The organism is Tsuneonella troitsensis (genome assembly GCF_001441535.1).
GTDB lineage: Bacteria > Pseudomonadota > Alphaproteobacteria > Sphingomonadales > Sphingomonadaceae > Tsuneonella > Tsuneonella troitsensis.
Genome location: NZ_LMAU01000004.1, coordinates 125,768 through 152,742, shown reverse-complemented (window position 1 = coordinate 152,742; position 26,975 = coordinate 125,768). Strand labels below are relative to the sequence as shown.

General features: G+C 66.1%; 25 protein-coding genes. 12 read left to right on the top strand and 13 right to left on the bottom strand.

What is annotated here, in order from left to right; all coding sequences use genetic code 11:
* Positions 1 to 51: 51 nt before the first annotated feature.
* Positions 52 to 1,734, bottom strand: a complete 1,683-nt coding sequence (locus AR323_RS10420) for an amidohydrolase (RefSeq protein ID WP_057883917.1) — start codon at positions 1,732 to 1,734, stop codon at positions 52 to 54.
* A 90-nt stretch (positions 1,735 to 1,824) separates the two neighbouring features.
* Between AR323_RS10420 and AR323_RS10415 the strand changes: the two genes are divergently transcribed.
* From AR323_RS10415 to AR323_RS10400, 4 genes are all read left to right on the top strand, one after another.
* Complete coding sequence (locus AR323_RS10415) at positions 1,825 to 3,078, top strand: threonine ammonia-lyase (protein ID WP_057883916.1); 1,254 nt, start codon at positions 1,825 to 1,827, stop codon at positions 3,076 to 3,078.
* A gap of 183 nt (positions 3,079 to 3,261) precedes the next feature.
* Positions 3,262 to 4,104 carry an arginyltransferase gene (locus AR323_RS10410; RefSeq protein WP_057883915.1) on the top strand — a complete coding sequence of 281 codons (843 nt, stop codon included), beginning with the start codon at positions 3,262 to 3,264 and terminating at the stop codon, positions 4,102 to 4,104.
* Between the two features lie 22 nt (positions 4,105 to 4,126).
* A complete protein-coding gene (locus tag AR323_RS10405) occupies positions 4,127 to 6,250 on the top strand; it encodes an autotransporter assembly complex protein TamA (RefSeq protein WP_235510547.1) in 2,124 nt (707 codons plus the stop codon).
* A complete protein-coding gene (locus AR323_RS10400) occupies positions 6,250 to 10,449 on the top strand; it encodes a translocation/assembly module TamB domain-containing protein (RefSeq protein WP_057883914.1) in 4,200 nt (1,399 codons plus the stop codon). The genes AR323_RS10405 and AR323_RS10400 overlap by 1 nt, the downstream gene beginning before the upstream one ends.
* A gap of 54 nt (positions 10,450 to 10,503) precedes the next feature.
* Here AR323_RS10400 and AR323_RS10395 read toward each other — a convergent pair whose 3' ends face one another.
* From AR323_RS10395 to AR323_RS10385, 3 genes are all read right to left on the bottom strand, one after another.
* Complete coding sequence (locus AR323_RS10395; protein ID WP_057883913.1) at positions 10,504 to 11,064, bottom strand: fasciclin domain-containing protein; 561 nt, start codon at positions 11,062 to 11,064, stop codon at positions 10,504 to 10,506.
* 11 nt (positions 11,065 to 11,075) lie between these two features.
* On the bottom strand, positions 11,076 to 12,089 hold the full coding sequence (locus AR323_RS10390; RefSeq protein ID WP_057883912.1) for a hypothetical protein: 1,014 nt from the start codon (positions 12,087 to 12,089) through the stop codon (positions 11,076 to 11,078).
* 104 nt (positions 12,090 to 12,193) lie between these two features.
* The gene (locus AR323_RS10385; protein WP_057883911.1) at positions 12,194 to 12,817 is read right to left on the bottom strand and encodes a lysozyme; all 624 of its coding nucleotides are present in this window, start codon (positions 12,815 to 12,817) and stop codon (positions 12,194 to 12,196) included.
* 170 nt (positions 12,818 to 12,987) lie between these two features.
* On the opposite strand from AR323_RS10385, the gene AR323_RS10380 reads away from it, so the two are divergent.
* The 3 genes from AR323_RS10380 (at position 12,988) to AR323_RS10370 (ending at position 15,209) form a co-directional block, all read left to right on the top strand.
* Positions 12,988 to 14,226: a hypothetical protein gene (locus AR323_RS10380; protein WP_057883910.1), complete on the top strand. Its 1,239-nt coding sequence runs from the start codon at positions 12,988 to 12,990 to the stop codon at positions 14,224 to 14,226.
* Positions 14,227 to 14,343: 117 nt separating this feature from the next.
* Positions 14,344 to 14,550, top strand: coding sequence for a helix-turn-helix transcriptional regulator (locus AR323_RS10375; RefSeq protein ID WP_057883909.1), 207 nt, complete (start codon positions 14,344 to 14,346; stop codon positions 14,548 to 14,550).
* The gene (locus AR323_RS10370) at positions 14,547 to 15,209 is read left to right on the top strand and encodes a hypothetical protein (RefSeq protein WP_057883908.1); all 663 of its coding nucleotides are present in this window, start codon (positions 14,547 to 14,549) and stop codon (positions 15,207 to 15,209) included. The genes AR323_RS10375 and AR323_RS10370 overlap by 4 nt, the downstream gene beginning before the upstream one ends.
* 63 nt (positions 15,210 to 15,272) lie before the next feature.
* Here the strand turns inward: AR323_RS10370 and glnA are convergent, their stop codons facing one another.
* The 5 genes from glnA to AR323_RS10345 all read right to left on the bottom strand — a co-directional run bounded on the left by glnA (position 15,273) and on the right by AR323_RS10345 (position 20,080).
* Positions 15,273 to 16,682 (bottom strand): type I glutamate--ammonia ligase, encoded by a 1,410-nt coding sequence (glnA, locus tag AR323_RS10365; RefSeq protein ID WP_057883907.1) that lies wholly within the window; start codon positions 16,680 to 16,682, stop codon positions 15,273 to 15,275.
* A gap of 49 nt (positions 16,683 to 16,731) precedes the next feature.
* On the bottom strand, positions 16,732 to 17,070 hold the full coding sequence (locus tag AR323_RS10360; RefSeq protein ID WP_057883906.1) for a P-II family nitrogen regulator: 339 nt from the start codon (positions 17,068 to 17,070) through the stop codon (positions 16,732 to 16,734).
* A 272-nt stretch (positions 17,071 to 17,342) separates the two neighbouring features.
* The gene (gene argC / locus AR323_RS10355; protein ID WP_057883905.1) at positions 17,343 to 18,281 is read right to left on the bottom strand and encodes an N-acetyl-gamma-glutamyl-phosphate reductase; all 939 of its coding nucleotides are present in this window, start codon (positions 18,279 to 18,281) and stop codon (positions 17,343 to 17,345) included.
* A 4-nt stretch (positions 18,282 to 18,285) separates the two neighbouring features.
* Positions 18,286 to 18,633 carry a hypothetical protein gene (locus AR323_RS10350; RefSeq protein WP_057883904.1) on the bottom strand — a complete coding sequence of 116 codons (348 nt, stop codon included), beginning with the start codon at positions 18,631 to 18,633 and terminating at the stop codon, positions 18,286 to 18,288.
* Between the two features lie 64 nt (positions 18,634 to 18,697).
* Positions 18,698 to 20,080, bottom strand: a complete 1,383-nt coding sequence (locus AR323_RS10345) for a leucyl aminopeptidase family protein (protein WP_057883903.1) — start codon at positions 20,078 to 20,080, stop codon at positions 18,698 to 18,700.
* Positions 20,081 to 20,116: 36 nt separating this feature from the next.
* On the opposite strand from AR323_RS10345, the gene AR323_RS10340 reads away from it, so the two are divergent.
* From AR323_RS10340 to AR323_RS10330, 3 genes are read left to right on the top strand one after another with little or no spacing between them, the layout of a single operon-like run.
* Positions 20,117 to 20,920: a DUF4163 domain-containing protein gene (locus AR323_RS10340; protein WP_057883902.1), complete on the top strand. Its 804-nt coding sequence runs from the start codon at positions 20,117 to 20,119 to the stop codon at positions 20,918 to 20,920.
* A gap of 44 nt (positions 20,921 to 20,964) precedes the next feature.
* Complete coding sequence (map, locus tag AR323_RS10335) at positions 20,965 to 21,789, top strand: type I methionyl aminopeptidase (RefSeq protein WP_057883901.1); 825 nt, start codon at positions 20,965 to 20,967, stop codon at positions 21,787 to 21,789.
* Positions 21,790 to 21,814: 25 nt separating this feature from the next.
* Positions 21,815 to 22,300 (top strand): TspO/MBR family protein, encoded by a 486-nt coding sequence (locus AR323_RS10330; protein WP_057883900.1) that lies wholly within the window; start codon positions 21,815 to 21,817, stop codon positions 22,298 to 22,300.
* Here the strand turns inward: AR323_RS10330 and AR323_RS10325 are convergent.
* Together AR323_RS10325 and ccmA are read right to left on the bottom strand one after the other, a co-directional pair.
* Positions 22,297 to 22,953, bottom strand: a complete 657-nt coding sequence (locus AR323_RS10325) for a heme exporter protein CcmB (protein WP_057883899.1) — start codon at positions 22,951 to 22,953, stop codon at positions 22,297 to 22,299. The two genes, AR323_RS10330 and AR323_RS10325, sit on opposite strands and share 4 nt — an antisense overlap.
* Positions 22,950 to 23,525: a heme ABC exporter ATP-binding protein CcmA gene (gene ccmA / locus AR323_RS10320; protein ID WP_057883898.1), complete on the bottom strand. Its 576-nt coding sequence runs from the start codon at positions 23,523 to 23,525 to the stop codon at positions 22,950 to 22,952. Before ccmA ends, AR323_RS10325 begins: the two co-directional genes overlap by 4 nt.
* Positions 23,526 to 23,627: 102 nt before the next feature.
* On the opposite strand from ccmA, the gene AR323_RS10315 reads away from it, so the two are divergent.
* Both AR323_RS10315 and AR323_RS10310 read left to right on the top strand, forming a co-directional pair.
* Positions 23,628 to 24,974, top strand: coding sequence for an APC family permease (locus tag AR323_RS10315; protein ID WP_057883897.1), 1,347 nt, complete (start codon positions 23,628 to 23,630; stop codon positions 24,972 to 24,974).
* Complete coding sequence (locus AR323_RS10310) at positions 24,956 to 25,249, top strand: 4a-hydroxytetrahydrobiopterin dehydratase (RefSeq protein WP_057883896.1); 294 nt, start codon at positions 24,956 to 24,958, stop codon at positions 25,247 to 25,249. Before AR323_RS10315 ends, AR323_RS10310 begins: the two co-directional genes overlap by 19 nt.
* Here AR323_RS10310 and AR323_RS10305 read toward each other — a convergent pair.
* Together AR323_RS10305 and AR323_RS10300 are read right to left on the bottom strand one after the other, a co-directional pair.
* On the bottom strand, positions 25,238 to 26,044 hold the full coding sequence (locus AR323_RS10305) for an SDR family oxidoreductase (protein WP_057883895.1): 807 nt from the start codon (positions 26,042 to 26,044) through the stop codon (positions 25,238 to 25,240). The two genes, AR323_RS10310 and AR323_RS10305, sit on opposite strands and share 12 nt — an antisense overlap.
* An 84-nt stretch (positions 26,045 to 26,128) precedes the next feature.
* Positions 26,129 to 26,860, bottom strand: a complete 732-nt coding sequence (locus AR323_RS10300) for a 2OG-Fe(II) oxygenase (RefSeq protein ID WP_057883894.1) — start codon at positions 26,858 to 26,860, stop codon at positions 26,129 to 26,131.
* Between the last annotated feature and the right edge of the window lie 115 nt (positions 26,861 to 26,975).

Here is a 26,975-nt window from a genome sequence, read left to right as displayed (position 1 = left end):
CGCGACCGATTTCCTTCGACCGGCAATGCCATGCGATAGGTTAATATCGCCTTACCGGCCCACAGGCGCCGATGCCGCCGTGGTGCCGGCCATGTACACCCGTTCACCCCCTACCCAAGTTTGCAGGACCTTGCTGCGACGCAGATCTTCGGGCGTTGCGAGCAAGGGATCACGGTCCAGCACGACAAAATCGGCCGGGAGGCCGGGTTTGATCTCACCGAAGCGCGATTCGCCGAAGCCCGCATACGCGCCCGCAGCCGTATAGGCGGCCAAGGCGGCTTCGCGGCTAACCGTTTCGCCGGGGAACCAACCGCCGAAGGGCTGGCCGTCGGGGCCGGTACGGCTGATCGCCGCAGCCAGACCCGCGAACGGATCGGACGATTCGACCGGGGCGTCGGTTCCGAAGACCAGCATCGAGCCGCCATTGTCGATGCTGCGCCAGGCATATGCTCCCGCCAGGCGCGACGGGCCCAGGCGCGCTTCGGCCATCAGCCGATCCGAGGTCTGGTGCACCGGCTGCATCGATGCGATCGTCCCGCTCTTGCCGAATCGCGCGATGTCCGCGGGGTCAACGACCTGCGCGTGTTCGATCCGCCAGCGGCGATCGCCCTTGTATGTTTCGCCGAGTTCCTCGATCGCGCTGAGCACTTCGGCATTGCCGCGGTCGCCGATGGCGTGGACCGCGACCTGGAACTTGTCGAGCGCGGCTCGGCTCATGATGTTCCGCAACTGCGTGCCGCTGACGATGGGCAGCCCCGTGTTTCGCGGATCGTCCGCGTAGGGCGCCTTGAGCCAGGCTCCGCGCGAACCGAGCGCGCCGTCCATGTAGAGCTTCACCCCGTTCAGCCGAAGCTTGTCTTCGTAAAGCCATGGGGAGGGGCCGGGGCCCCCTATAAGTTCCATCGCTTCGGGTCCGCCGGCATAGGCCATGATCCGCATGCGCAGCCAGCCAGCGTCACCTGCGCGGCGCATCGACTGCCAGTCCTCGATCGTCGTGCCCATGTCGGCGGCTGCGGTGATGCCGTTGGCGAGGAGGATTTCCTGCGCCTTAGCGAGAGCAAGATCGCGGTCGTCAGGGCGAGGTGCGGGGACGGCCGATGCGATGAGTCCCATCGCATTGTCCACCAGCACCCCGGCCGGCGCGCGCGAGCCAGCGATCCGTTCTATACGCCCGCCCGCCGGGTCGGCGGTTGTTGCGTTAATTCCCGCCGCCGCCAGTGCCGCGCTGTTCGCCCAGTGGGCGTGGCCGTCCACCCGTTCCATCAACACGGGACGGTCGGCGACTACGGCATCGAGTTCGGCTGCGGTCGGAAACCGCCCGAGGCCCCACGTTTCCTGGTTCCAGCCGCGTCCGACGATCCATTTGCGATCGGGGTTCTTCGCCGCGTAGTCCCGGATGGCTGCCTGTGCTTCGGCCAGCGACCTGGTCCCCGAAAGGTCGAGCGTCAGCGCGCCGAAGCCGATGCCCATGACGTGAAGATGCGAATCGACGAGGCCGGGGATGACGTACGCTCCCTTGCCGTCGACAGCGAAATCCGTGCCTTGGGGACGCTTGTCCCGGCGATCGAGCAGTTCCTTCACCCGCCCATCGTCATCGATCCAGATACCGGTAAAGCGGGTCACCTTGCCGTCCCGGTCGACCGATACCCCCTGGATATTGTCGACCAGCGTGTCGGCGACGGCGGGACTCGCACCAGCGAGAAGAAGCAGCGGAAGGATGTGAAGCGGTTTCATGGCGCTATCGGTTAGGCAAATTTCCCTGTGATGCAAATGAACACGCGCCGTGTTTCCCCACCGCCTCATTTCCCCTAGGGCGGCTGCACGATGAACCACACCACCACTTCGCCCGAAACTCTGGCGGCCACACTTCCGCTGACTATCGACGACGTTCGCGCGGCCGCTGCGCGGATCGAGGGCGCCGTCGTGCGCACTCCGACGATGCATTCGATCACTCTGTCGAAGATCGCCGGCGCCGAGATCTGGCTCAAGTTCGAAAACCTGCAGTTCACCGCCGCCTACAAGGAGCGCGGAGCGCTCAACGCCCTGCTTCAACTTACCGACGAACAGCGCGCGCGCGGCGTTATCGCGGCATCGGCGGGCAATCATTCTCAAGGGCTCAGTTATCACGGGACCCGGCTCGGCGTGCCCGTCACGATCGTCATGCCGCGTACCACGCCCAGCGTGAAGATCATGCAGACCGAAAGCGTGGGCGGAAAAGTCGTGCTGGAGGGCGAGACGTTCGACGAAGCCTATGCCCACGCCCGAAAGCTGGAAACCGAACTGGGCCTTACTTTCGTCCACCCGTTCGACGATCCGCACGTCGCAGCCGGAGCGGGCACGGTCGCTCTGGAAATGCTGGAGGATGCGCCGGAGATCGACTGCCTCGTCGTTCCCATCGGCGGAGGCGGCCTGATTTCCGGCATGGCTACCGTCGCCAAAGACCATCATCCTACGATCGAGGTCGTCGGAGTAGAGGCTGCGCTCTATCCCTCGATGTACGGCAGGATAAACGGCGTGCCGGTCAAATGCGGCGGCGACACGCTGGCTGAAGGTATCGCGGTGAAGGAACCGGGCGAATTTACCTCGCGCGTCATCGCCCAGCGCGTGGACGATATCCTGTTGGTGGAAGAAGACGCGCTGGAGCGTGCGGTCAGCCTGTTGCTCCAGATCGAGAAGACCGTGGTCGAAGGCGCGGGTGCCGCCGGGCTTGCCGCGGTGCTGGCGCATCCCGAACGCTTCAAGGGTCGCACGCTCGGGCTGGTTCTGTGTGGCGGCAACATCGACACGCGGCTGCTCGCCAACGTGCTGCTCCGCGATCTTGCGCGGTCGGGCCGCCTGGCGCGGCTTCGCGTCACCCTGCAGGACAGGCCCGGTGCGCTCTACAAGGTGATGAAGGAGTTCGACGCGCATTCGGTGAACATCATCGAGATCTATCACCAGAGGATATTCACGACGCTGCCGGCCAAGGGACTGATCACCGATATCGAATGCGAGGCACGCGACCGTGAACAGATCGATGCTCTGGTCGCCGCGTTGCGGGCCAAGGGCTATTCGGTCAGCCAGGTGGAGCTCAACTGACCTCCGAGCTCGTCGAGGCTAGGCTAAGTGACCCCGGAAACTATTTCGCAACTGTGCAAACTAAGTTTCCGTTAACCGCGATAGATGGTTAAAGGTGTTTTACCGCCGCGCTTGCCGAGGCATACGGTGGGTACGCCCCAAGGCCGCAAATCGTGCGGCGCATGAGAGGACCAGAGCACTTCCGTGACGGCTCCCGTTCGCTTTCCCCGTTTCTTCGTGACGAGCCCCGCGCCGTGCCCCTATCTGCCGGGGCGTAGCGAGCGCAAGGTGTTCACGGAGCTGAAGGGCCCGCACGCGGACCAGCTCAACGAAGCACTCGGGCGAATCGGTTTTCGCCGCAGCCAGACCGTGGCTTACCGGCCTAGCTGTTTCGATTGCCAGGCGTGTATCTCGGTTCGGGTGCCGGTGCAGGAATTCGCGCCCTCGTCGACCCAACGGCGCAACCTCAAGCGCAACAGCGACCTCGTGGCGACCGAATGCCGCCCGTGGGCGACCGGCGAACAGTTCGATCTGCTGCGCGCTTATCTCTGCCGGCGTCACCCCGGCGGCGGCATGGCTGCGATGGATGAAATCGATTACGCGGACATGGTGGAACACACGCCTGTAAGCAGCTATGTGGTTGAATACAGGGAGCCCTCGGACGGGCTGAGACCGGGCCGGCTTGTCGGTGCGTGCCTTACCGACCGACAGGGCGACGGGTTGTCGATGATCTATTCGTTCTACGACCCTGAGCATGAGGCGCGGACGGGTCTTGGTAATTATATCATCCTCGACCACATCCGGCGCGCGGCCGCCGATGGGCTTGGCTATGTCTATCTGGGCTACTGGGTCGAGGGGTCCGACCGGATGCAGTACAAGATCCGGTACCGGCCCATCGAACTGCTCGGTCGCGAGGGCTGGCAACGACTGTCGTCAGAGCGCCACGATTCTCTCATTGCTGCAGCTACCCTTGCTCAGCGCGGTCCGCGAGATGCGGCCAGTCCGGCCAAGGATGCGTCGCTTCCCCAGTTTGCGCTCGACGAATAGGCGCGCCCTTCTCGCCATAGCGGTGGCTGTAGGCGCCCTGGCGCCGGCGATGGTCCACGCCCAGAGCCGGCAGGCGCCTCAATCTCTCGAGGACTTGATCCCCGATGCGGCTGTCGAGAACCCCGAAGCCTGGGCGGAACAGGGTGCGCCACCTGAAGCTGACGACGATGTGCTGGACGACACCATTGCCGACGCGAGCGAGGTCGACCCCGATTCGCCGCTGGCGGAACAGCCGCCGATCGATCTTCCGTGGCCGGACAGCCTCGAGCTTCCGCAGTTCGCGCCGCTGGAGCCGGACGATTCGATCCAGTTCGCGGATGTGGAGGATGATGAGAGGCCGGTGACCGCCTTTGCCGACGCCGATGTGGTGGAAATCACGTCCGAACTGGTTCTGGCGTTTCCTCCGGACGATACGGCGTTCCCCGAGCGGGAGGCCTTTGCACAACGTTACCGCGACCTTTCGACCATCGCGGAGCTCGACGGCGACGAGGATAACATCGCGCAGATCGCGGCCCGTGCGAAGGCCGACGAGGAACTGCTGGCCACGATGCTGCGCGTCTATGGATATTACGACGCGCAGGTCCTCCGAACGATCGGAGCAATCCTGCCGGGCGAGGACACCGCAAGCGAGCGGGCCACTGTGCGCTTCGACATCATTCCGGGCACGCGGTTCCGCTTCGGCGCCCTCGATCTGGGCAATCTGACGGCGGCGGCAGATGGCCCGGCGCTTCGCCAGGCGTTCGAAATCCAGTCTGGCGACCCGCTGTCCAGCGATATGATCGTCGCGGAGCAGTTCGACCTCGATCGCGCGCTCGGAGAGCTGGGGTATCCGTTCGCGGCGATCAACGAACCGGAACTGCTGGTGGACCATGCCCGTGACGAGGGTGACCTGACGATGAAGGTCGAACCCGGCGGCAAGTTCGTGTTCGGCGAAGTGTCTTCGAACCTTCTCGACTTCCTGTCATCCGAACATCTGACGCGCATCGCGCGATTCGACGCTGGAGACGTTTATCAGCGAAGCCTGGAGTTCGATCTTCGACGGGCGATCGTGGCGACGGGGTTGGTGTCATCGGTCGCCATCACCCAGCGCAAGGTCAGCGAGCCGTCGGGCGATCGGCCCGGTGAGGTCGCGCTCGATGTCGAGCTGACGAAGGCACGATTGCGCACAATCGCGGGCGCGATCGGTTACGGCACGGGCGAGGGCTTCCGCGCCGAGGCGAGCTGGGAACACCGTAACCTGTTCCCGCCCGAAGGAATGTTGCGTGTACGCGGAATTGCGGGGACCCAGCAGCAGTTGGCCGGGGTGACGTTCCGGAAGAACAATTTCCGCGGACGCGACAAGGTTCTGACACTGGATGCCTTTGCCTCGACGATCTCCAGCCAGGCGTTCGAGGCGCGCACCGTTTCGGCCGTCGGCACATACGAACGACTGTCCACGCTCCTGTTCCAGAAGCCGCTGAGCTGGAGCATCGGCCTCGAGGCGGTCGCGACTCAGGAGCGGGCCAGGACGCGCGACGTCATCCTGCCCCGGCAGACATTCTTCGTCAGCGCATTGCCGGGTTATGCGCAGCTCGACACCACCGATGACCTGCTCGATCCGACCCGCGGCTTCCGCGTCGGTGCGAGGCTATCGCCCGAGGTGTCCCGCACGAACGGCACGGAAAGCTTCTACCTGCGCAGCCAGGTCGATGCGTCCTATTACCGCCAGATAAGGGACCGTTTCGTCGTTGCGGCCCGCGTTCGCTTCGGCGCCATTCCCGGCACCGAGATCGAGAACATCGCGCCGTCCCGGCGGCTCTATTCGGGTGGCGGCGGTTCGGTTCGCGGGTATGGATATCAGGCCATCGGACCGCGCGATGCTCTCGGCAGTCCGACCGGTGGACGATCGCTTCTCGAAGGTGCGGTGGAAGCGCGGATCGGGACCAGGTATTTCGACGGTGCGCTGTCGGTCGTGCCGTTCCTGGATGCAGGTTCGGTGGGGCAGTCGGTGCTGCCCGATTTCGATGTTGTGCGCTTCGGCGTGGGCGTGGGTGCGCGCTACGAGACCGGGTTCGGTCCGTTGCGCGTCGATGTGGCCACCCCGATCAATCCGGGCCCGGGCGACAGCCGTATCGCCGTCTACGTTTCGCTCGGTCAGGCCTTCTGATGTCCTCCGAAGACGACCCGCAGGCAACTCGGGACGAAGCGCCAGCCCCAGCACGGCGCCGCTTTTCAAAGACCCGTCGCGTAAGCAAGTGGCTGGTCGGCTCGATCGCGGCGCTCGTCCTGCTGGTAATCGCGGCGCTCGCGATCCTCAACAGTCCCATAGGTCAGCGCTGGGTCGTCGATCGCATTGCCCAGCTGGCGCCTGCCTCGGGATTGAAGGTCACCATCGGCCGGATCGACGGCAACTTGTACGGCAAGGCGCGCCTGCATGACGTGACCCTGGCCGATCCCAAGGGACCGTTCCTGACCGTACCGCTGGTCGATCTCGACTGGCGGCCGATGAGCTGGTTTGCCCGCGGCCTCGACGTGCGTGAGCTGACCACGCACCGCGGCACGCTGATGCGGTTGCCGGAACTCAATCCCGGCGACCCGGACGCGCCGATCCTGCCCAATTTCGATATCCGGATCGACAAGTTGGCGATCCGCGACCTGACGATTGCTCCCGGGCTCGCTGGCGAGGAATCGCAGAAGGTGAACCTGCTTGCGCGCGCCGATATTCGCGATGGACGGGTAATGGTATCTGCCGACGGTCGGCTCGGCAGGTTCGACCGTTTCTCCGCACTTGTCGACGCGATGCCCGATGCCGACAAGTTCGAGCTGAAGCTCGATTACATCGCACCCAAGGGCGGCGTGATCGCCGGTATGGCAGGAGCGGATGCAGGATACCGGGCGCGGATTTCGGGCGACGGTAGCTGGAGCCGCTGGAACGGCGGCGGCTATGTCACGCGGGATGGAGCAAATTTCGCTGCGTTCCGCCTTACCAACGAGGCGGGACGGTACACGATCGTCGGCCAAGCGAGACCGCAAGCGGCCATCGCTCCCGGGATCCTCCGCGATGTCGTCGGCGACACCGTGTCCTACAAGGCGGTCGGCACGTTGGGCGACAGCGTGCTGCAGGGAACCGTCCGGCTTGTAACCCGTGGTATCGCGGGAACGGCAACGGGGTCGCTCGATCTCGGCGAAAACACCGTCGACGGATTGGCGGTGCAGGCGCGCCTTCGCGATCCCGACATCTTCGGCCCCGGCACGAGGATCGAGGGTGCGCGACTGGGCGCAACGCTACGCGGACCGCTGCGCGATCTGACGATCGACCATCGTCTGACCGCAGACCGTTTCGTCACGGGAACAACCCAGATTATCGATGTCGCGCAGTCGGGTCGCGCACGATACGACGGTGCGCGCTGGACGGTCCCGTTGGATGCAAATGTCGCGCGGATAGTGACCGGCTCGGCGCAGGTGGACCCGCGACTGGTGGGCGGGACCGTTCGCGGTACCATCACGTGGCAGGGTAACCGGCTCGCGTCGGATCGACTGGCGATCGCGTTTCCCACGGCTAGTGGCGAACTGGCACTGCAAGGCGACACCGCGGCCAATGCCTATCGCGTCAGCGGTCCCGTTGTGGCCAACGGGCTCGTGATCGAGAATGTCGGCGCTGTCAGTGGTGGCGGAACCATTGTCGCGACATTCGGCAGCGCGCCTTGGACGCTTTCGGCGGACGTGCGCGGGCGCATTGCGCGCGTGACAAATGCCACGCTTGCCAACCTTGCCGGGCCGTCGATCAGCTTTACCGGCGGGATCACGACCGGAGGCGCTCGCCCGCTCGATTTCCGCGGAGTGAGAATCGACGCCGCCAAACTCAACGTCACACTCGACGGCATGTTCAGGCCCGACCGGACCAGCGTTGCCGGGCGGGGGCGTCATGTCGATTACGGACCATTCACGGTCGAGGGCGCCTATACGAGCCGCGGACCCGAGGCGGTGCTGGTTTTCGCCGACCCGCTGCCCTCTGCCGGACTGAAAGACGTGCGGGTGGCGATCGCGCCCATCGACGGCGGGTTCGGCATCGAAACGCGCGGTCAGTCGCTCCTCGGACCGTTCGACGGCACGATCGATCTCTTCGCTCCCGCCAACGGGCCTACACGACTGGCGATCCGCCGGCTGGACGTATGGCGGACATCGGTGACCGGCGAACTGACACTGGCGCAGGGCGGCGCAGCGGGCACTCTGGCGTTTGCAGGCGGGGGCATCGACGGCACTGTCGATCTCACTCCGCGAAATGGCGGGCAGGCATTCGACGCGGATATCGCCGTTCGCGATGCGACTTTCGGCGGCGAGACGCCGATCGCTATCGGTAGCGCTGATATCGAGGTAAGCGGACTGCTCGCTGACGGACGGACCACGATCGGCGGTAATGTGCTCGCTCAGGGCATCACTTACGGCAACCTGTTCATCGGACAGCTCGCCGCCCGGGCCGACCTGGTCGACGGACAGGGCACCGTCACCGCTTCGCTTGCCGGCCGCAGGGGCAGCCGGTTCGCGCTCCAACTCGTCGCGGATGTCGCCCCGGATCGCGTGGCGGTGGCAGCGCGGGGCAACTATGCCGGGCGTGCGATCACGATGCCCCGCCGCGCGGTCCTTACCCGCCAGCAGGACGGCGGCTGGCAACTGGCGCCGACGCAGGTCGATTTTGCGGGAGGGTCGTTGATCGGATCGGGCGAGGTGGGAGGCGCCCGCACCGCGATGTCGGTGCAGATGGCGGACATGCCGCTTTCGGTTGTCGACATCTTCACCGACCTTGGTCTGGGCGGCAAGATTTCCGGCGTCGTCGATTTCGCTTCGGGCGGGAATACTCCTCTCACTGGAGAAGCGCGGATCAAGGTCGACGGCCTCACCCGCTCCGGGCTGGTTCTCACGTCGCGACCGATGGACCTGGCGATGGTATTGCGGCTCACGCCGGACCGGTTGGAGACCCGCGCCGTAATCGACGAGGGCGGCCAGCGCCGCGGGCGCCTGCAGGGTCGGATCGTCGGCCTTCCGGCTGGCGGCGCGTTATATGATCGCCTGCGCGCTGGAGATCTGTTCGCGCAGCTTCGCTACAACGGTCCCGCCTCGGCGCTCTGGCGGCTTGCCGCGGTCGATGCCTTCGATCTTACCGGCCCCTTGTCGATCGCCGCCGATGTTTCTGGCTCGCTGGCCACGCCGCGGGTGCGCGGTTCGCTGGCCAGCAACGCCTTGCGCCTGCGTTCGAGCCTGTCCGGCACGGACCTGACCGGTGTCACTGCGCGCGGGACCTTCGCCGGCTCGCGCCTGCGCCTGACCAGCTTCCGTGGCTCCACGCCCAATGGTGGCACGGTCAGCGGCAGCGGCACGATCGTTCTGGAGGACTTGGGCGCACGCGGGCCGCAGCTCGATATCCGGGTCGCGGCTCGCAATGCGCGCCTGGTCGACGCGCGGGGGCTGAGCGCGACGGTCACCGGTCCGCTGCGCCTGGTATCGGACGGGGTGGGCGGCACGATCGCCGGCCGGGTGACCGTCGACCGGGCGAGCTGGGAGCTCGGTACTGCGGCGGACGATGTGCGCTTGCCTGTGATCCGGACGCGCGAAATCAACATGCCGTACGACATCGGGCCGCGCCGCGCTTCGTATGCGCCTTGGCGATACCTGATCGATGCGCGCGCTCCTGCACGGGTCGACGTCGACGGGATGGGCTTGGACAGCGAGTGGTCGGCCAACGTCCGGGTTCGCGGCACGACCGACGACCCCCGCATTGGCGGCGAGGCGCGGATGGTGCGCGGAGACTATACGTTCGCGGGAACGACATTCGAGCTGAAGCGCGGCATCATCCGCTTCGACGAGGGAACGGCGATCGATCCCCGGCTCGACATCGTTGCCGAGAGCGAATCGCTGGACATCGACGTCACCGTGCAGGTCCAGGGCAGCGCGCTCGAGCCCGAGATCACTTTTGCCTCGACGCCGGCGTTGCCCGAGGAGGAAATCCTCGCGCGGCTGCTGTTCGGCGGGTCGATCACGGAGCTTTCGGCCACCGACGTGCTCCAGCTGGGTTCGGCGCTGGCGTCGCTGCGCGGCGGTGGCGGGCTCGATCCGATCAACCGGTTGCGGACGGCGGTCGGGCTCGACCGGCTGCGGATCGTCAGCGCGGACCCGGCGCTCGGACGCGCGACATCCATCGCGTTGGGGAAGAATTTCGGCAGGAGATTCTACGTAGAAATCATCACCGACGGGCGCGGATACAGCGCGACCCAGGCAGAATTCCGGGTGACGTCGTGGCTGTCGATCCTCGGCAGCATTTCGACGATCGGCCGCGAGTCGATAGTCGCGGAAGCCAGCCGGGACTACTGACGGCAAGACGCCCGGGCCACCAGGACCCGGGCGCCGTATGCATTTCGCAGACCGTCAGGTCGAAGGAGTCGGCGGAGCCTTCTTCACCAGCCCGTCGAGCGGCAGGACCACACCGTTGCTGGCGATCAGCGCCTCGCCATCGATCGTCGCCTTTGACCCGTCGGCACCCGATACGGTGATCGCATCGCCTTCCGCCGCGAAGGTGACCTCGCCATCGTCCAGCGTCGTCATCGTGACGGGGCCGTTCTTGTCCGCGATGGCCTTGCGGATCGCTTCGGGCGTGAGATGGCCGGGCAGGATATGCCCGCGCAGCACCGCCACGAGCGCGGCCCGGTTTTCCTCTCCGGTCAACGCCTCGCCCGCCGGCGCGAACGCGTCGTCGACAGGGGCGAGCAGGGTGTAGCTACCCGGACCGTCGAACACCTCGCCAAGACCGGCTTCCGACAGGGAGTCGGAGACGGTCGTCAGGCCCGGCGCATCGCCGATAGCGCTGGCCAGCGTGCCGTCCACTTCCGCCGCGGTGGCTTCGTTCGTCGTTTCACCCTGCGAGCAGGCAGTCAGAGGAGCAAACAGTGCCAACGCCGCCGCGGCGGCGATCGATTTCATCTGGATCATCTTTCGCTCCCTCAGGTCAGCAGCTCGATGGCGGCGGTGATCAACTGGGTGGTCGGGTCGACTTCGTACACGTAGCCGTCCGAGTAGCGGTAGTTCGCATCGGGCGAATCGTAATAGCGATCCTGGTAGGGATACGGGACGTTGTAGATGTCGTATCCGCTGGGGATTTGCTGGCCGACCGAGAACTGGTCCCCGGTCAGCAGCGCGGCGATCGAAGTGATCGCCGAAGTCTGCGGATCGACGCGGTAGAGCACGTCATCGGCGTAGCGGTAGCCGCCACTCGGCCCGAGGTTGTAGTAATCGACGTAGTAGTCGGGGACCGAGACCGGCTCGTAATAGCTCGGCCACGGGTTGCCGACCGACAGCGCGCCACCGAGAAGCGGCAGGTAGCCGAGGATCGATCCGCCGTCGTTCACGCGGTAGAGATAGCCGTCGTCATAGTAGTAGCGGCCGTCTCCGATCGAGCGATAACCGTACCAGGACGGGCGGTAATACTCGTCGCCCCAGCCTGCGCGCTGCTTGGCGAGGCCCGGCGGCGTGCAGCCGTTGTTCTTCTTTGCGAGACCCGGAGGGCAGCCGTCGATGATGCCGTAATTCGTTCGGGCGTACGAGATCGTCCGCACGTTGCGCGCAGGCGACCCGCGATCGATTACGTCGCGGACGACGCGGCGTTCCACGCGATCGTTGCGATTGTCCGCCGAACGAGCGTTGCCCTGTCCGGGCCGGTCGTCGTTGGCGCGCTGCGGGCCGTTGCCGCGCTGCGGACCATTGTCCGCGCGTGCGGCAGGTCCCCGATCGACATTGGCAGCCTTCGCGGGCGGCCCGCGATCGGGCTGCGCCGCGCGCTGTTGCTGCGCCTGCGGACCGCGGTCGGGCTTGCCGCCCTGGTCCTTCATCGAAGCGGCGGCCGGGCCGCCCCCTTTGTTTCCGCCGCCGTTGCCGCCGCCATTTCCGGGGCCGGGCTGGGCGACCGCTCCGCTGGCGGCCAGGGCAATCGCCGCCGCACCTATCAGAAGCTTACGCATGGTGTGTCTCCTTTTGCCCGGGTGAACGGTGCGAAAGGTGCGACGGTTCCATGAACATTCGGCAACGAAACCTGATAATTGGCAATATCAGGCGTAAACCGGGGTCAGAATTCTTTTCGGTATAGCCGCGCTTCGGCTTCTCGGCGCCGGGTTAGGCCCGCCATCACGCGCCCGCCAGCGCGGTTCCAGCGGGCGAATTCGGCCGCCGCGCCCGCGAAATCGCCTTGCCGATGGCGCCGGGTCAGTGTCGCACGCGCAATCGCCCCGGTGTTGTAGTGAAAGCTGACCAGCGCATCGAACTGAGCCTGCGTCGTGGGTGCATCGCCGAGCGCCCGGACGACGTCGGCTGCATGACGCGCGACATCGATAGCGAGCCGCGCGTCGCATTCGGATCGCGTCCACACCGTGCCCGGGCCGATGTCGGGCCCGGTTGCGCCCCAGCCGATCGTCCAGGGCGCGCCGCCGGTGCCAGGATCGGGATAGGCCTCGACCAAGCCGTCCGGGCGCACCTTGGCCAGCCCTTCGAAGTCCTTGATGAGCGCCAACCCGGCCGGGCCGACTTTCGCGATCTGCCGTGGGTATGTCACACCTGTCACAGTGTCCTGGGGAGAAACTCCAGTCCCGGCGGCGGCGGCATCGATCGCCGCATCGAGCGCGGCCACTTCGCGCCTGGTGAATCCCCGTCGCAGCATGGTGCGCACGGCATCGAATATGGCTTTGCGATTCATGGAAGCGGCCTCGGCATGATGATTTGAGGCGGGCGTATTAGGCACAATTCTGGCTTGTAGGACAGGCCCAATCCGATGATCCAAAATGCCCTATCCCCGCCGTGTCCATCGCAGTATCGTGCCCCATATAGCGATAAGAGTCGGGCCGCTCCCACGGGACGGAGACAAGCATGGACTCGCATCTAAAAGCTCGCATAGCCGCCACTGCGGCGATCGCGATCGGGGCCGCACTCGTATCGGCGCCCGCTTTCACCCAAGGCAGCAACACACCGGTAGCGCGCTACACGCTCGACGCGGGGACGATCTCCGGAATGGGCGCGATGGGGCAGGGCGGCGGCGTGTCCGCGGCCATGGCCATGATGCGCGGGCAAGGGGGAGGAAGGGCGCACGAACTCGTCCTGCGATTGGGCTCGACCCGTTCGCCCACCGGATCGCCCGCAGCGACGCATACGCTTCCCTCGGGTGCCCGGTTCGGGCCAACCCTGCCGCTCGTCACCCCGCAGCAGGAAGGGCGCTCGGGCGAATATTCGCCGCAGACGCCGAAGGGCCGGCTGCTCCTTTACTGGGGCTGCGGCGAACGTGCCGGGCCCGGACAGCCGGTGGTGATCGACTTCGCCAAGGTCGCCAGCGGCCAGGTGCCGCCGGGCCTCTATGCGCAGCCGCTCGCCGTCGCGGAGGAATGGCGCGTCCAGCAAGCGAACAGCCGCACTTATGGCGACTGGCCCAACGGGACCGAAGCCAGGCCGGTACCCGCCAACGCTTCGCTTCTGGGAGCGCACAAGGTCAGCGGCAACTATACGCCGGACATCGGCTTCACGCTGGACACCGATTTCATGGCGCCGATCGCGCTAAGGAGCGAAGCGCTGGCGAGCGGGGCCTATGCCATGAACTGGAACCCGGTGCCCGACGCGACCGGGTACTACGCGTGGGCGTTTTCCGCCAAGACCACGCGGGGCGGCGAGGTTGCCGAAATGGTCTGGTGGGCTTCTTCGGCCAGCCAGGCGTTCGGCGGTCCGATGTGGGACTGGCTCTCGCCCGCCGCGGTCGCCCGGCTCATCACCGCGCGGACGGTCATGGCGCCATCGCAGACCCAGTGCACCGTCCCTGCGGAGGTCAAGCAGGCGGGGGGAGAGGTCACCATGGCGAGCCTCTATGCCTACGGCCCCGAACGCCATTTCGCCTATCCGCCGCGCCCGGCCAACGCGAAGACGCCGTGGAACCCGGAGTGGATCGCACGCGCGCGGTTCCGCTCGATGACCATGGCGATGCTGGGAATGGACATGGGCGCGATGGGCGCAGGCGACGACACCTCGGCAGGTCAAACTCGGGAGGCGCCCGCATCGGGCAAGCCCAAGTGCAAGAAGGGGCTTGCGGGCATGGCACAGCGCGCGGCGGGTCTTTGCGAGTAAGCGAACCCGCCTGCCGCGCATTCCGGTTACCAACCCGTTCATGGCAGCTGTAAAGAGCTCTTGACTGACAAGAGCTCTTTACAGTAAAGAGCTCTTTACAGGCAGTGGGAGTGAACGGTGCTCAACCGGTTGCGCGATCATCGGGAGGCGAAAGGCTGGAGCCAGGGCGAACTGGCCCGGCGCCTCGGCGTCTCGCGCCAGACGATCAACGCGGTCGAAACCGACAAGTACGATCCCTCGCTGCCCCTGGCGCTGCGCATGGCGAAGCTGTTCGCCGTGACGGTGCCCGATCTGTTCATCGACGAATGGGAGCCGGAGGAATGACGATGGTCGAAGGTCAATCGAAGCCGCTCTGGTCGGGCTGGAGGAAAGTCGCCGGTCTGTCGATCATAGGCGGGATAGGCGGGTATTTCCTCGGCAAGTTCGCTGCCGAAAGCGTCAACGACGGCGGTCCGCTGGCAAATCTCGTCGGCGTCGAGGTCGCCCTGCTCGTGTCGCTGCTCTACATCATGATGGGGCTGTTCGTCGGCCTCGGCTCGCTGTCGCCGCGCGTCGGTGCGGCCCTGCTCAACGTCGAGGATGCGGACGAGGTGCGCGAGGAAGGACCCACGCTGAGGCTCAGCGCGGCGGGGTGCATCCTGATCGGCATCAGCCTCGCCAGCATCGCACTGGGCGGTGCGGGAGGGCTTCTCGCTCCCACGATGGCGCTGCTGATCGGCGGCGTGTCGCTCTTTCTGGCGACCCTGCTGAGCGTTTCGATCATCCGCAAGTCCGAGGAGCTGATGCGCGCGGTGATGCAGGAGACCGCTTCGGCGTCGTACTACCTGCTCTTCGCGGTTCTCGGAATCTGGTCGGCAATCGCCTATCTCGGGATGGCCCCTGCGCCGCGCGCGATCGATGTGCTCACCGCGTTCTGGGCAGCGCCGCTGCTCGCGACCTTCTGGACGATCGGGCGGCGGGGGATGATGGCGCCCCGATCGTGACGAAGCAAAGGGGCGCCCGGATCGCTCCGGACGCCCCCAATTGCGTGGCTGCAGGCCTGAACGTCAGGCGCTGAAGTACATGTCGTATTCGACCGAGCTGGGGGTGGTCTCCCAGCGGCTGACGTCGGCCCACAAAAGCTCGGCGTAGGCGTCGATCTGGTCCTTGGTGAACACGTCGCCCTTGAGCAGGAATTCGTGATCCGCCTCGAGGCTTTCGAGCGCTTCGCGCAACGATCCGCAAACGGTCGGAACTTCGGCCAGCTCTGCCGGCGGCAGGTCGTAGAGGTTCTTGTCCATCGCTTCGCCAGGGTGGATCTTGTTCTGGATCCCGTCGAGGCCGGCCATCAGCATCGCCGCGTAGGCGAGATAGGGGTTGGCCATCGCGTCGGGGAAGCGGAACTCGACCCGCTTGGCCTTTTCGCCCGCGCCGTAAGGGATGCGGCACGATGCCGAACGGTTGCGCGCCGAATAGGCCAGCAGCACCGGCGCCTCGAAGCCCGGAACCAGCCGCTTGTAGCTGTTGGTCGTCGGGTTGGTGAAGGCGTTCAGCGCCTTGGCGTGCTTGATCACGCCGCCGATGAAGTAAAGGCACATGTCCGACAGGCCGGCATAGCCGTTACCCGCGAACAGCGGCCTCTTGCCCTCCCAGATCGACATGTGGGTGTGCATGCCCGAACCGTTATCTTCCTTGATCGGCTTGGGCATGAAGGTCGCGGTCTTGCCATAGGCGTGGGCGACCTGGTGCACGACGTACTTGTAGATCTGCATCCGGTCGGCGGTTTCGACCAGCGTGCCGAAGGTGAGGCCGAGCTCGTGCTGCGCGGCGGCGACCTCGTGGTGGTGCTTGTCGCACGGTAGGCCCATTTCGAGCATCGTCGTGACCATCTCGGCACGGATGTCGACCGCGCTGTCGACCGGGGCCACCGGGAAATAGCCGCCCTTGGCGCGGGGGCGGTGGCCGAGGTTGCCCGCCTCGTAGTCGCGGCCGGTATTGGTCGGCAACTCGATGTCGTCGATCTTGTAGCCCGAACCGTCATAGCCGTCGTAGAACTTTACGTCGTCGAACATGAAGAACTCGGCTTCCGGGCCGACATAGACGGTGTCGCCGAGGCCGGTGGACTTGAGGAAGTTCTCGGCGCGCTTGGCGGTCGTGCGCGGGTCGCGGGCGTACCATTCACCGGTCGACGGCTCGACGATGTCGCAGAACACGATCATCATCGGCGTGGCGCTGAAGGGATCCATGTAGACCCGCTCGAGGTCGGGCTTCAAAATCATGTCGCTCTCGTTGATCGCCTTCCAGCCGCCGATCGACGAACCGTCGAACATCAGGCCGTCCTCGAGCTCGTCCTCGCCGAGGATCGATGCGACCATCGTCAGGTGCTGCCACTTGCCGCGGGGATCGGTGAAGCGCAGGTCGACCCACTCGACCTCGTTTTCCTCGATCTGCTTGAGCACGTTCTTCGCGTTCGACATTCCATTTTTCCTTGTTGGTCCCCGTCCGCTGGCGGGAGGGGCAGTTTGATCAGATCGCCGCGTCGTCCTTTTCGCCCGTGCGGATGCGCAGGGCGGAATCGATCGTGGAGACGAATATCTTGCCGTCGCCGATCCGGCCGGTCTGCGCGGCGGAAGCGATCGCCTCGACCACGCGCTCGGCCTGGTCGTCGGGCACGACGACCTCGAGCTTCACCTTGGGCAGGAAGTCGACGACATACTCGGCCCCGCGGTAGAGTTCGGTGTGGCCCTTCTGCCGGCCGAAGCCCTTGGCCTCGGTCACGGTGATGCCGGACACGCCCACTTCGTGCAGCGCTTCCTTCACCTCGTCCAGCTTGAACGGCTTGATGATCGCTTCGATCTTTTTCACATGACCCCCGCTTCTCGTCCGTGGGTGCGCCCTGGACTGTTGCACCTTGAGCCGGCTCGCCCTTCCACGCGCGAACGTGGCAGCGACCGGTTCCGATTCATCTCACCTCCGAAGAGTATCAAGAATCGTGCCAAGGCCGATGTGCAGCGAGTAGGCCATCGGACCATCGGTTTAAAGGGCGCAAAGGGCAAGATTCGTGTCGTTCGGGCCGTCAGTGGGTAACAATCCGAACTGGCCGTAGGTTCGGTGCCCGAAGCGCACGCAGCAGGTGCCTATAAATTGGGCAGTCGCAGCCCCGCGGCCTCGTCGAGACCGGCCATCAGGTTGAGCGATTGCACCGCCGCGCCGCTGGCGCCCTTGCCGAGGTTGTCGAGCACCGCGACGAGGCGCGCTTGTGAGCCGTCGGTCGATGCGAAGACGAACAGGTCCATCGCGTCCGACGGTTCGCGCGATCCGCGCAGTAGCATCTCGCCGTCTTCGGGATCGCGGCCCATTCGCACGATCTTGCTGCCGTCGTAGAACGCTGCAAGCGCGTCGCGAAGGGCGTCCGGACTCGATGCGCCCGCGATCGCGGAAATCGGCAGCGGAATCTCGACGACCATTCCGCGGTGCGCGGGGACGACGGCCGGGGCGAACAGCGGCGCGACCGACAGGCCGCACTGCGCCTGCATTTCGGGCACGTGTTTGTGGCCGAGGCCGAGCGCGTAACCGCGCCAGGCGATGTCGAGATCTTGCTCGAACCGGGCGATCAGGCTCTTTCCGCCGCCCGAGTATCCCGAGACGGCGTTGCAGGTGTAGGGCCAGTCGGCGGGCAGCAGTCCCGCGCGGACCAGCGGCGCCAAGAGAGCGATGAAGCCGGTCGAATAGCAGCCCGGGTTGGACACGCGATCTGCTTTTGCAACTACAGCGCGACCGACGAGTTCGGGGAAACCGTAAGTCCAGCCGGTGGCCACCCGGTGCGCGGTCGAGGCGTCGATTACGCGCGTTCCGCTGGCCGGATCGATCAGCGCCACTGCCTCGCGCGCGGCATCGTCCGGCAGGCAGAGGATCGCGAAATCGGCCTCGTTGAGAGCCTCGCGCCGCGCGTCCGCGTCCTTGCGGCGTTCGTCGTCGAGGACGATCAGGTCGAACTCGGCGCGTCCGGCAAGCCGGTCGGCGATCTCGAGGCCGGTGGTGCCGACCGCCCCGTCGATGAATACGGTTGCCGTCACCGCGCTAGTCCGCGGGAACGAGGTCGGCGATCTTCAGGTATCCGCTCGGGCCTTCTGGTCCCAGGCAGCCCCAGCACCAAGGTCCGGCATAATCGAGCGCTTCGATGGCCGTGCCGGGAGCCAGGTCGATCACCACGTCCGATCCGTCGCGCGGGTGACAAAGGAATGCCGAAGCGTTCGCCCCGACGGTCCGCAGTTGCGGCACGACGTAGTGCGCGCACAGGTAGCGGTTGGCGAGGGCGATGTGCGCCAGGTCGCCGCGGATGGGGACGGTTCCGACCGCCGGGCGCGCGACGGGGCCGGCCAGCGAAAGCTGCCCCTCGGGTATCGGATACGCGCCGGCTTCGGTCACTGTGTTCGTCTGGCCCCTGCGAGGTGTTGCGCGCGCTTATAGCGCGAAGCGGTTATCGGCAAGTTTAGCCGTAGCGCGCCTGCAGCATGTGCCATGCCGCCCGCAGGCCGAGCGCCGCGCCGCCCTTGGGTCGTCCGGGCTTGGCCGCCGGACGCCAGGCGAAGGTGTCGAAATGCGCCCAGTCGATGTCCTTGCCGACGAACTTGTCGAGGAACAGGCCCGCCACGCTCGCCCCGGCAAAGGCATTGCCGTGCGCATTGTTGGTGTCGGCGATGTCGGATTTGAGCCATTCGGCGTAGGCCTCGGGCAAGGGCAGCCGCCAGCAGGCGTCGTCGCTGGATTTGCCCGCGGCAAGCAGCGCGTCGGCCGTCTCGTCGCGCCGCGCCATCAGGGCGGGGAGGTCGGGTCCCAGCGCGACCCGTGCCGCGCCGGTCAGCGTCGCGAAGTCGATAATCAGGTCGGGATTTTCCTCGCTCGCGCGGGTCAGCGCGTCGCCGAGGATTAGGCGCCCTTCGGCATCGGTGTTGCCGATCTCGACCGTCAGGCCCTTGCGGCTCTTCAGGACGTCGCCGGGGCGGAAGGCGTTGGACGAAATCGCGTTCTCGACCGCCGGGACCAGCAGGTGCAGCCGCACCTTCAGCCCCGCGCCCATGATCAGGCCGGCCAGCGCGAGCGCGTGCGCCGCCCCGCCCATATCCTTCTTCATGAGCAGCATTCCGGCGGACGGCTTCACGTCGAGCCCGCCCGAATCGAAGCACACCCCCTTGCCGACGATCGCGAGCACCGGGTCTTTTTCCTGGCCCCAAACGAGGTGCATCAGTCGCGGCGCGTGCTCGCGAGCGGCCGCGCGCCCGACCGCGTGGACCATCGGATATTCGCGCTCCAGCGCTTCTCCCTTCACGACCGACAGCTTGGCCTTGTGCGCCTTCGCCAGCGCTTCCATTTCGGCCTCGAGCGCGGCAGGCCCCATGTCCTCGGCTGGAGTATTCACGAGCGTGGCGACGTGCATCGATGCGCGGGCCTCCGCGAGCGCCGGCTCGATCGCCTTGGCGTCCTTCGTCAGCAGCACGCGCGGCCCCGGCGCTTTCTCGTCGTCCCTGTAGCGCGTGAACCGGTATTGCGCGGTCTGCCAGCCGAACAGCGCCGGGCCCGGTTCGCCTCCTTCACGGCGATAGGTGCCTTCAGGCAGAGATTCGGCCAGCTTGGCCATGCACCAGCTCGAAAGGCTGGCGGGATCGGCCACTCCGCCGACCGCGAACCATCCGTCTCCATCGGGCACGATGCCGACCTGATATCCGCCGCCGTCGAATTTCTGCGCGTCGAGCGAGGCGCGCTGTCCTTTGGTCAGCTTCTTCGCCCATTCGGCGAAGCCGTCCTTGTTGACGAGGTGAATGGCGATGGCGGACTGGCCGCGATCGGGCTGGATCAGGTCGATGGATTTGCTCATACCGCACCTCACGTAACGACTGGTTCGAGGATTCCAATGCCGCTTCGCCATTTCACTCTCGTCGCCCTGGTCCTGACGGCCGCCTGTTCCTCCCCTTCCGAGGTCGCCGAACGGACCGGTGTCGAGGCGGAGAAGGCAACTGCTACGAGCGCCTCAGCCACCGCCTCGAGTGCGAAGGGCGTCTCCGTTTCCGAAGATACCGAGCTGTTCCAGTTCGCGCTGGCCTATCCGGCGCAGGCTGCCGCGATACCGGCGCTGGCCGCCAAACTCGACGGCGACGCGAAGAAGGTACGCGACGAGATGACCGCCGATGCGAAGGAGTACCAGGCGGATGCGGCTGCGAACGGATTCCCGTTCAATCCATACAGCTATTCGGCCAAGTGGCAGGTGGTCGCGGACCTTCCCGGCTATCTGAGCATGTCGAACGATTTCGCGACCTACACGGGCGGTGCGCACGGCATGTACGGGGTCGAAGGCTACGTCTGGGACAAGGCGAAGGGGCGTGGCTTCGCGTCGGAGGAGATGTTCCTCTCCCCGGCGATCCTGGGTCAGGCCCTGGGGGATGTGCTGTGTCAGTCGCTCGACAAGGAGCGGCTCGAAAGGCGCGGAGGCGAGAGCGGCGGCGGCGGAACGTTCGACGACTGTCCGGGCCTCGACGAAGCGACGATCCTGGTCGGATCATCGAACCGCCGGACGTTCGATCGGATCGGAGTCTATTTCGGGCCTTACGTAGCCGGTCCCTATGCCGAGGGCGCTTACGAGCTCGACTTTCCGATGACCGCCGCGATGCTCGACGCGGTCAAACCGGCCTATCGGACGGCCTTCAGCGCAGCGAAATAGCGGCGCGGGTCGCATTTTCGCTTCGCACTCGCTATGTGCGGCCCATGACCGAATACCAGACCGTTACCGGCACCGAGACCGTCATCCGCGACGGCACCATCAAGCTCCACGGACCCGAAGGGTTCGAAGGCATGCGCAAGGCAGGGCGGTTGGCCGCCGAAATCCTCGATGCGCTGGTGCCGATGGTCCAGCCCGGTGTGACCACCGCCGAACTAGACGACGTCGTGCGGCAGATGACGCTCGACGGCGGAGCGGTGCCCGCGACGCTCGGCTATCGCGGCTACGCGCACTCGTGCTGCATCTCGATCAACCACGTCGTTTGCCACGGCATCCCGAGCGACAAGGCGCTCAAGGATGGCGACATCGTCAACATCGACGTGACCCCGCTCTTGGACGGCTGGCACGGCGACACCAGCCGGATGTATCTGGTGGGCGAAGTGCCGTTGAAGGCGAGAAAGCTGGTCGACGTCACGCACGAATGCCTGATGATCGGGATCGAGCAGGTGAAGCCCGGCGCACGGCTGGGCGACATCGGCGCGGCGATCCAGGCGCACGCGGAAAAGCACCGCTACGGCGTCGTGCGCGAATTCTGCGGTCATGGCCTCGGCCGCCTGTTCCACGACGCGCCCGAGGTGGTTCACGCGGCCAAGGCCGGGACCGGACCCGAACTGCGCCCCGGCATGTTCATGACGATCGAGCCGATGATCAACCTCGGCCGGCCGTGGGTGAAGCTGCTCAACGACGGCTGGACCGCGGTCACCCGCGACAAGAGCCTGTCGGCGCAGTTCGAGCATTCGATCGGGATCACCGAGGACGGCGTCGAGATCTTCACCAAGAGCCCCACGGGCCTCGACAAGCCGCCGTACTGACCCCGGCAAGCGGCCCTCCGGACACATGAGCTTCGAGACGATCTTCGCGATCGCGTGGGCGGTTGGGCTGGGCCTCGGCGGCGGGCTGCTGACCAAGATCGGTCAGTGGTATTTCGACTTGCGGAAGCCGGCTTGGCAGCCGCCGAACTGGCTTTTCGGTCCGGCATGGACCGTGATCCTGGGGCTGGCGGGCTGGGCCTTCGTACTGGCCTGGCGCGGCTCGGACAATCAGTCGGACCACGCGCTGCTGATCGGGCTCTATGCGATCAACGGCGTGTTCCATTTCCTGTGGTCGCCGCTGTTCTTCACGCTTCGGCGACCCGACTGGGCGTTATGGGAGGTTCCCTTCCTGTGGGCGTCAGTGCTGGCCCTGTGCGTCGTGCTGCGGGACTTTTCCGTGCTCGCAAGCTGGCTGATCGTGCCGTATCTGGCGTGGGTCACCTTCGCGGCGATCCTGAACTGGAAGATCGTGCAGCTCAACGCGCCGTTCGGCGGTGAACCGGCGCGCTAGCCTTCCCGCGCCGCCCGCACTGCCGCGCCACTCGCAAAGGGCGCCACCGCACACATCGCCAGGCTGATCGCCGCGCACAGCGCCAGTCCCTCGCCGTCGGGATTCGCCAAGGCTCCCGCGCCGAAGATCAGGATCGGCACGGCGAGCGGGATGAGCAGCAGCCCCCCCAGTGCCGCACCGCCGCGCAGCGATGCGGTCATGCTCGAGATGATGATGCCGATCGCGGCGAGGCCCGGCGTTCCGGCCAGCAGCCCCAGCAGGAGCATGCGGGCCGTGTCGCCCGGCAGGTTGAACAGCGCGGCGGCGGGCAGGGCCGCGATCAGCAGCAGCGGTCCGAAGGTGAGCCAGTGCGCCATCAGGCGGACGGCGAGCACCAGTTCCTCCGAGATACCCCGCAACGCGAACTGGTCGAAGAACCCGGCCTCGAGGTCGGGCGCGATCAGCCGATCGATCGGCAGGATCGCGGCAAGCAGCGCGGCGATCCACAGCACTCCGCCGCCGGTCCGCGCCAGCAAGGGCGCGTCGGGCCCTACCGCGAACGGGAACAGCACCGCCACCGCGACGAAGAACAGCACCGGCAGCCACGGGCCACCCCGGCCGCTTCCCAGAAGGAGGCCCAGGTCCCTCGCCAGCAGGGCGGAGAGCACCCTCATGCGGCATAGTCCGCAAGGGCGATCTGCCGTAGGTTCGCGATCGTAAGGGGCTGGTGCGAGGCCACCACCGCGATCCCGCCGCCGGCGCAGTGGCGGGCGATCCGCGCCTGCAATGCGCCGACCGCGTCGATGTCGAGGCCGTTCAGCGGCTCGTCGAGCAGCCAGATCGCGTTTGCGGCGGGATTGGATTGCAGCACCGCGGCGCGCTTGCGCTGGCCGGTGGAGAGGAACCGCACCGGGACGTCGGCCAGAGCGGCAAGGCCATCGTCGACCGCACTGACCCTCGGACGGTCGATTTTCTCCCAGAAACCGAGCGCCGTGCCGAGCGGAAGGTGCGCATCGAGCGGCAGGTTGCCGTCGAGCAGGGCGATATCGCCACCGCGCTCTACCGATCCGGAGAACGGCCGCAAGAGACCGGCAAGTATCCGGATCAGACTGGACTTCCCGGTCCCGTTCGCGCCCGTCACCTGGAGCGCGTCGCCCGCCGCAAGATCGAACGACAGGCCAGCGAACAGCAGCCGGTCGCCGCGGCGGCAAGCGATATCGTGCGCGGCAAGACGGGCCCCTTCCATCGTTGCCGCAATAGGCGGGGTGGCGGAATCTTCCAAGCGAGCGCTTGCCACGACTGTGCGCGCCGGTCACAACCCCACCCGGTCGCCTTTGGGGGAAGGCGTATGATACCGAAAAACAACGGCCTGCTGAGGGTGTTCGGCCTCGCATTCGGTCTGGCCGCCGTGGTCGGATCGATCGTTGGGCAAGGCATCCTGCGTTCGCCGGGCATCGTGGCCGAAGCGAGCGAGAGCCCGGCGGTGATCCTGGGGCTTTGGCTACTGGGCGCAGTCGTCGCGCTGATCAGCGCCGTGCCCTACGCCGAACTGGCCGCCGCCATCCCCAATGCGGGAGGGCCCATCGCCTATATCGAGCGCGCGTTCGGGCGGCGGTGGGGCATCGTCATGGCCCTGCTGATCATCGTCATGTATTGTTCGACCACCGCCATGCTCTGCTTCGTGGTCGGCGAATTCCTCGTGCGGCTGGGGGTGGGCGAAGGCTCGATGGGACCCGGCCTTCTCGGGTTGCTGACGCTGATCGTGCTGACGGTCGCCAATTCCGCCGGAGCCCGCACCACCGGCGCGTTGCAGGTCGTGCTGTCGAGCGCCAAGGGGGTCGTGCTGATCGGCCTCGTCGTGGTCCTGTTCGCCCAGCCTGGAGCGTCCCCTGCCGCCTCGGCCCCGGATGTTTCAGCCGGCTGGGTAGCGCTCGGTGTCGCAATGCTGGTCATCGTCGGCACCTACAACGGGTGGGGCGACCTGGTGATCTACAGCGAAGAAATGACCGATCCTGGCAGGATGGTCCCGCGGGCGCTGTTCGGCGGTATCGCCGGGGTCGCCGTGCTGTACCTGCTGGTGAACCTGGCAATCCTTCATGTGCTGCCCCCGGCCGAACTCGCCGGGTCCGAATTTGCCGCCGCCGATGCCGCGGGCAAGCTGTTCGGCGCCGATGCGGACACCGTTTTCACGGCCTTCGGAGTCCTTTCGGTCGGCGCATTGACGAGCCTGGGAGTGATGACGACCGGGCGACTGGTATTCGCCGCCGCGCGCGATGGCATTCTGCCGCGCGGGCTGTCGGGAGTCGACCGGCGGGGGACGCCGTTGGCCGCGGTGTGGGCGGCGTCGGCTTTCGCGGCGCTGTTCCTGCTGTCGGGCACCTACATGGCCCTGTCGTCGACTACGGTTTCGCTTGGGCAGGCCGTGTATCTTTCGGTCATGGCGTCGGCGGTGGCGCTACGGTTTCGCGAGCCGGATCTGCTGCGGCCCTGGCGGGCGCCCGCGTTCGGCCTGGTCGTGGCCGTGGCGATCACGATCAATGCCGCCCTGCTGATCGTATTCGTGATGCAGGATCCCTATTACGCGCTGCTCGGTTTCGCGCTGGTCGCCGCGCTCGCGGGCGGCTATTTCCTCTTCGCAGGAATGGGGCGCAAGCCTGCAACGACGGAACCGCTCGAGTGGCCATTGCCGAACTGACCGATAACGAACGCAGCGCCGCACTTGGCGAGTTGCCCGAGTGGACCCTCGCCCGGCAGGGCAAGGCGATCGCGCGGACGTTCGCGTTTGCCGATTTCAGCGAGGCGTTCGCCTTCATGACCCGAGCGGCGTTGCTGGCCGAAAAGGCCGACCACCATCCCGAATGGTTCAACGTCTACAACCGGGTCGAGGTGACGCTCACTACCCACGATGCGGACGGCTTGAGCCAGCGCGACGTGGCGATGGCCAAGGCGATGGACGCGCTAGTTTCCTAGCGGCCGCTTCGAAGCCCGCGCCATCTTCCGCATCCGGCCCGGCATCCACCGGCTGGCGAATGCCGCCCGGTGCGCGGTCTTCCCCACCAGGGTATGCAGCTTGTCCCCGTGCACGGCATCCCACGCTGCCTGGGCCACTGCCAGCGGCGGGGTAATCTCGAGCCCGCCTTCCAGCACCCGGCTGCGAATGGATTCGTTGCTGCCCTGATTGGGAGTCTTGTCGATCAGCGGCGTGTCGATGAAGCCAGGCATCAGGTCGCGCACGTTGATGCCGTACTCCGCCCATTCGGCATCGAGTGCTTCGGTCACCGCGCGCACGCCGAATTTCGTTGCCGAATAGACGCTCGCACCGCCGGTACCGTAGATGCCCGCCGCACTCGCGGTGTTGAGCAGACACGATCCGGGCGCGGTTTTCTTCAGGTGCGGCAGCGCAGCCTGCGCGCCGAACAGCACGCCCTTCAGGTTGATGTCGAGGCACCGCTCGATTTCCTCGGTCGTGTTCGTGTCGAGCGTCCCGCCGAGCGGTATGCCGGCGTTGTTCGCCAGCACGTCGATCCGCCCGCCCGATGCCATCGCGAAAGCGTCGAGCGCGGTGTCCCACGCCACCCGGTCGCGCACGTCGAAGCGGTGGGCGAACGTGAAGCCGTTTCCGATCCGCGCCTGCGTTTCCTGCATCCCAGCCGCGTCGATGTCGCCGAGTCCGACGAACCATCCACGCCCGCCGAAATACTCCGCAATCGCGCGGCCGATGCCCGATCCGCCACCGGTGATGAAAATCGCCTTGCGCGTGCTCACGTCAAATCCTCTCCCCCAAATCGCGTGCGATATGTGCGTTAGCGTGACGGGTTGCGGATTGCTACCGGGTGCACCCCGGTGAGATCACGGCTTGGGACCGGTGCGAAGCCAACCGGTCACCGAATAGCGTCTGCGCGGCGTGAACGGGGTCACCATCGTCACGCTATGCCGCTGCGGGACGCCGAAGAGATTAAGCGAATTGAATGTGGGGATGAACGCCTCGGCTATCGCATTCCCAGGCTCGTGGAACGCCAGCATACCGCCCCAGTCGGCAGACCAGTCCGCGCTGAGATTCATGACGAAGGCGGCCTGGCGGTTCTTGCCCGCGACCGCATCGTCGTGCGCTGTAAGGAAATGGCCGGGACCATACGCCGTTGCCTGCGCATCGGCGAACGCGAGGCCCGATCCTCCGATTACCGTCTGGAGGAACGCCAGCGTCGCATCGGACGAAAGGAACAACGCGAAATCATCAAGGATCGTCCCGCGGGCTATTCGCTCTCTCTCGGCATCGGGCACACGTAGCGTTTCGTACCGATACTGAAAGCCGTAGCGCGCCTTCGCATGGACCGCCTCGTCGAGCTGTCGCTGCTGCTCGGCGGTCAGGCTCGCCTGCGTCGGCCGATCCAGTTCGAACAGCTTGTCCTCCGCATTGACGACGAGCTTCCAGCCCGGGTCGCCCTTGAGATATTCGAGCAGGTTCCCGGCGCATTCGGGTTCGAGAAAGGACGGAATGTGCAGGCGGCGTCGCATAGCGAACGCCCGTGACAGATCTTCCGGATCGAGCGCCGGGTTGATGCGGAAAGAGGAGCTATTCATAACTATCCGACAATCTCAAAGCGCGGGATTGTTGTAGCAATGGAGGGCGGAAAATCCCCCACAAAATCTGTGAAAATACGCTTTCCGAGCGGGTTTCCCCCCAAGGCGACTCTCG

What these genes read in the sequence shown, in the direction of transcription:
- AR323_RS10420 (WP_057883917.1), bottom strand. Translation starts at nt 1,734, where the DNA reads ATGAAACCGCTTCACATCCTTCCGCTGCTTCTTCTCGCTGGTGCGAGT.
- AR323_RS10415 (WP_057883916.1), top strand. Translation starts at nt 1,825, where the DNA reads ATGAACCACACCACCACTTCGCCCGAAACTCTGGCGGCCACACTTCCG.
- AR323_RS10400 (WP_057883914.1), top strand. Translation starts at nt 6,250, where the DNA reads ATGTCCTCCGAAGACGACCCGCAGGCAACTCGGGACGAAGCGCCAGCC.
- AR323_RS10395 (WP_057883913.1), bottom strand. Translation starts at nt 11,064, where the DNA reads ATGATCCAGATGAAATCGATCGCCGCCGCGGCGGCGTTGGCACTGTTT.
- AR323_RS10390 (WP_057883912.1), bottom strand. Translation starts at nt 12,089, where the DNA reads ATGCGTAAGCTTCTGATAGGTGCGGCGGCGATTGCCCTGGCCGCCAGC.
- AR323_RS10385 (WP_057883911.1), bottom strand. Translation starts at nt 12,817, where the DNA reads ATGAATCGCAAAGCCATATTCGATGCCGTGCGCACCATGCTGCGACGG.
- AR323_RS10380 (WP_057883910.1), top strand. Translation starts at nt 12,988, where the DNA reads ATGGACTCGCATCTAAAAGCTCGCATAGCCGCCACTGCGGCGATCGCG.
- AR323_RS10370 (WP_057883908.1), top strand. Translation starts at nt 14,547, where the DNA reads ATGACGATGGTCGAAGGTCAATCGAAGCCGCTCTGGTCGGGCTGGAGG.
- glnA (WP_057883907.1), bottom strand. Translation starts at nt 16,682, where the DNA reads ATGTCGAACGCGAAGAACGTGCTCAAGCAGATCGAGGAAAACGAGGTC.
- AR323_RS10345 (WP_057883903.1), bottom strand. Translation starts at nt 20,080, where the DNA reads ATGAGCAAATCCATCGACCTGATCCAGCCCGATCGCGGCCAGTCCGCC.
- AR323_RS10340 (WP_057883902.1), top strand. Translation starts at nt 20,117, where the DNA reads ATGCCGCTTCGCCATTTCACTCTCGTCGCCCTGGTCCTGACGGCCGCC.
- map (WP_057883901.1), top strand. Translation starts at nt 20,965, where the DNA reads ATGACCGAATACCAGACCGTTACCGGCACCGAGACCGTCATCCGCGAC.
- AR323_RS10330 (WP_057883900.1), top strand. Translation starts at nt 21,815, where the DNA reads ATGAGCTTCGAGACGATCTTCGCGATCGCGTGGGCGGTTGGGCTGGGC.
- AR323_RS10325 (WP_057883899.1), bottom strand. Translation starts at nt 22,953, where the DNA reads ATGAGGGTGCTCTCCGCCCTGCTGGCGAGGGACCTGGGCCTCCTTCTG.
- ccmA (WP_057883898.1), bottom strand. Translation starts at nt 23,525, where the DNA reads ATGGAAGGGGCCCGTCTTGCCGCGCACGATATCGCTTGCCGCCGCGGC.
- AR323_RS10315 (WP_057883897.1), top strand. Translation starts at nt 23,628, where the DNA reads ATGATACCGAAAAACAACGGCCTGCTGAGGGTGTTCGGCCTCGCATTC.
- AR323_RS10300 (WP_057883894.1), bottom strand. Translation starts at nt 26,860, where the DNA reads ATGAATAGCTCCTCTTTCCGCATCAACCCGGCGCTCGATCCGGAAGAT.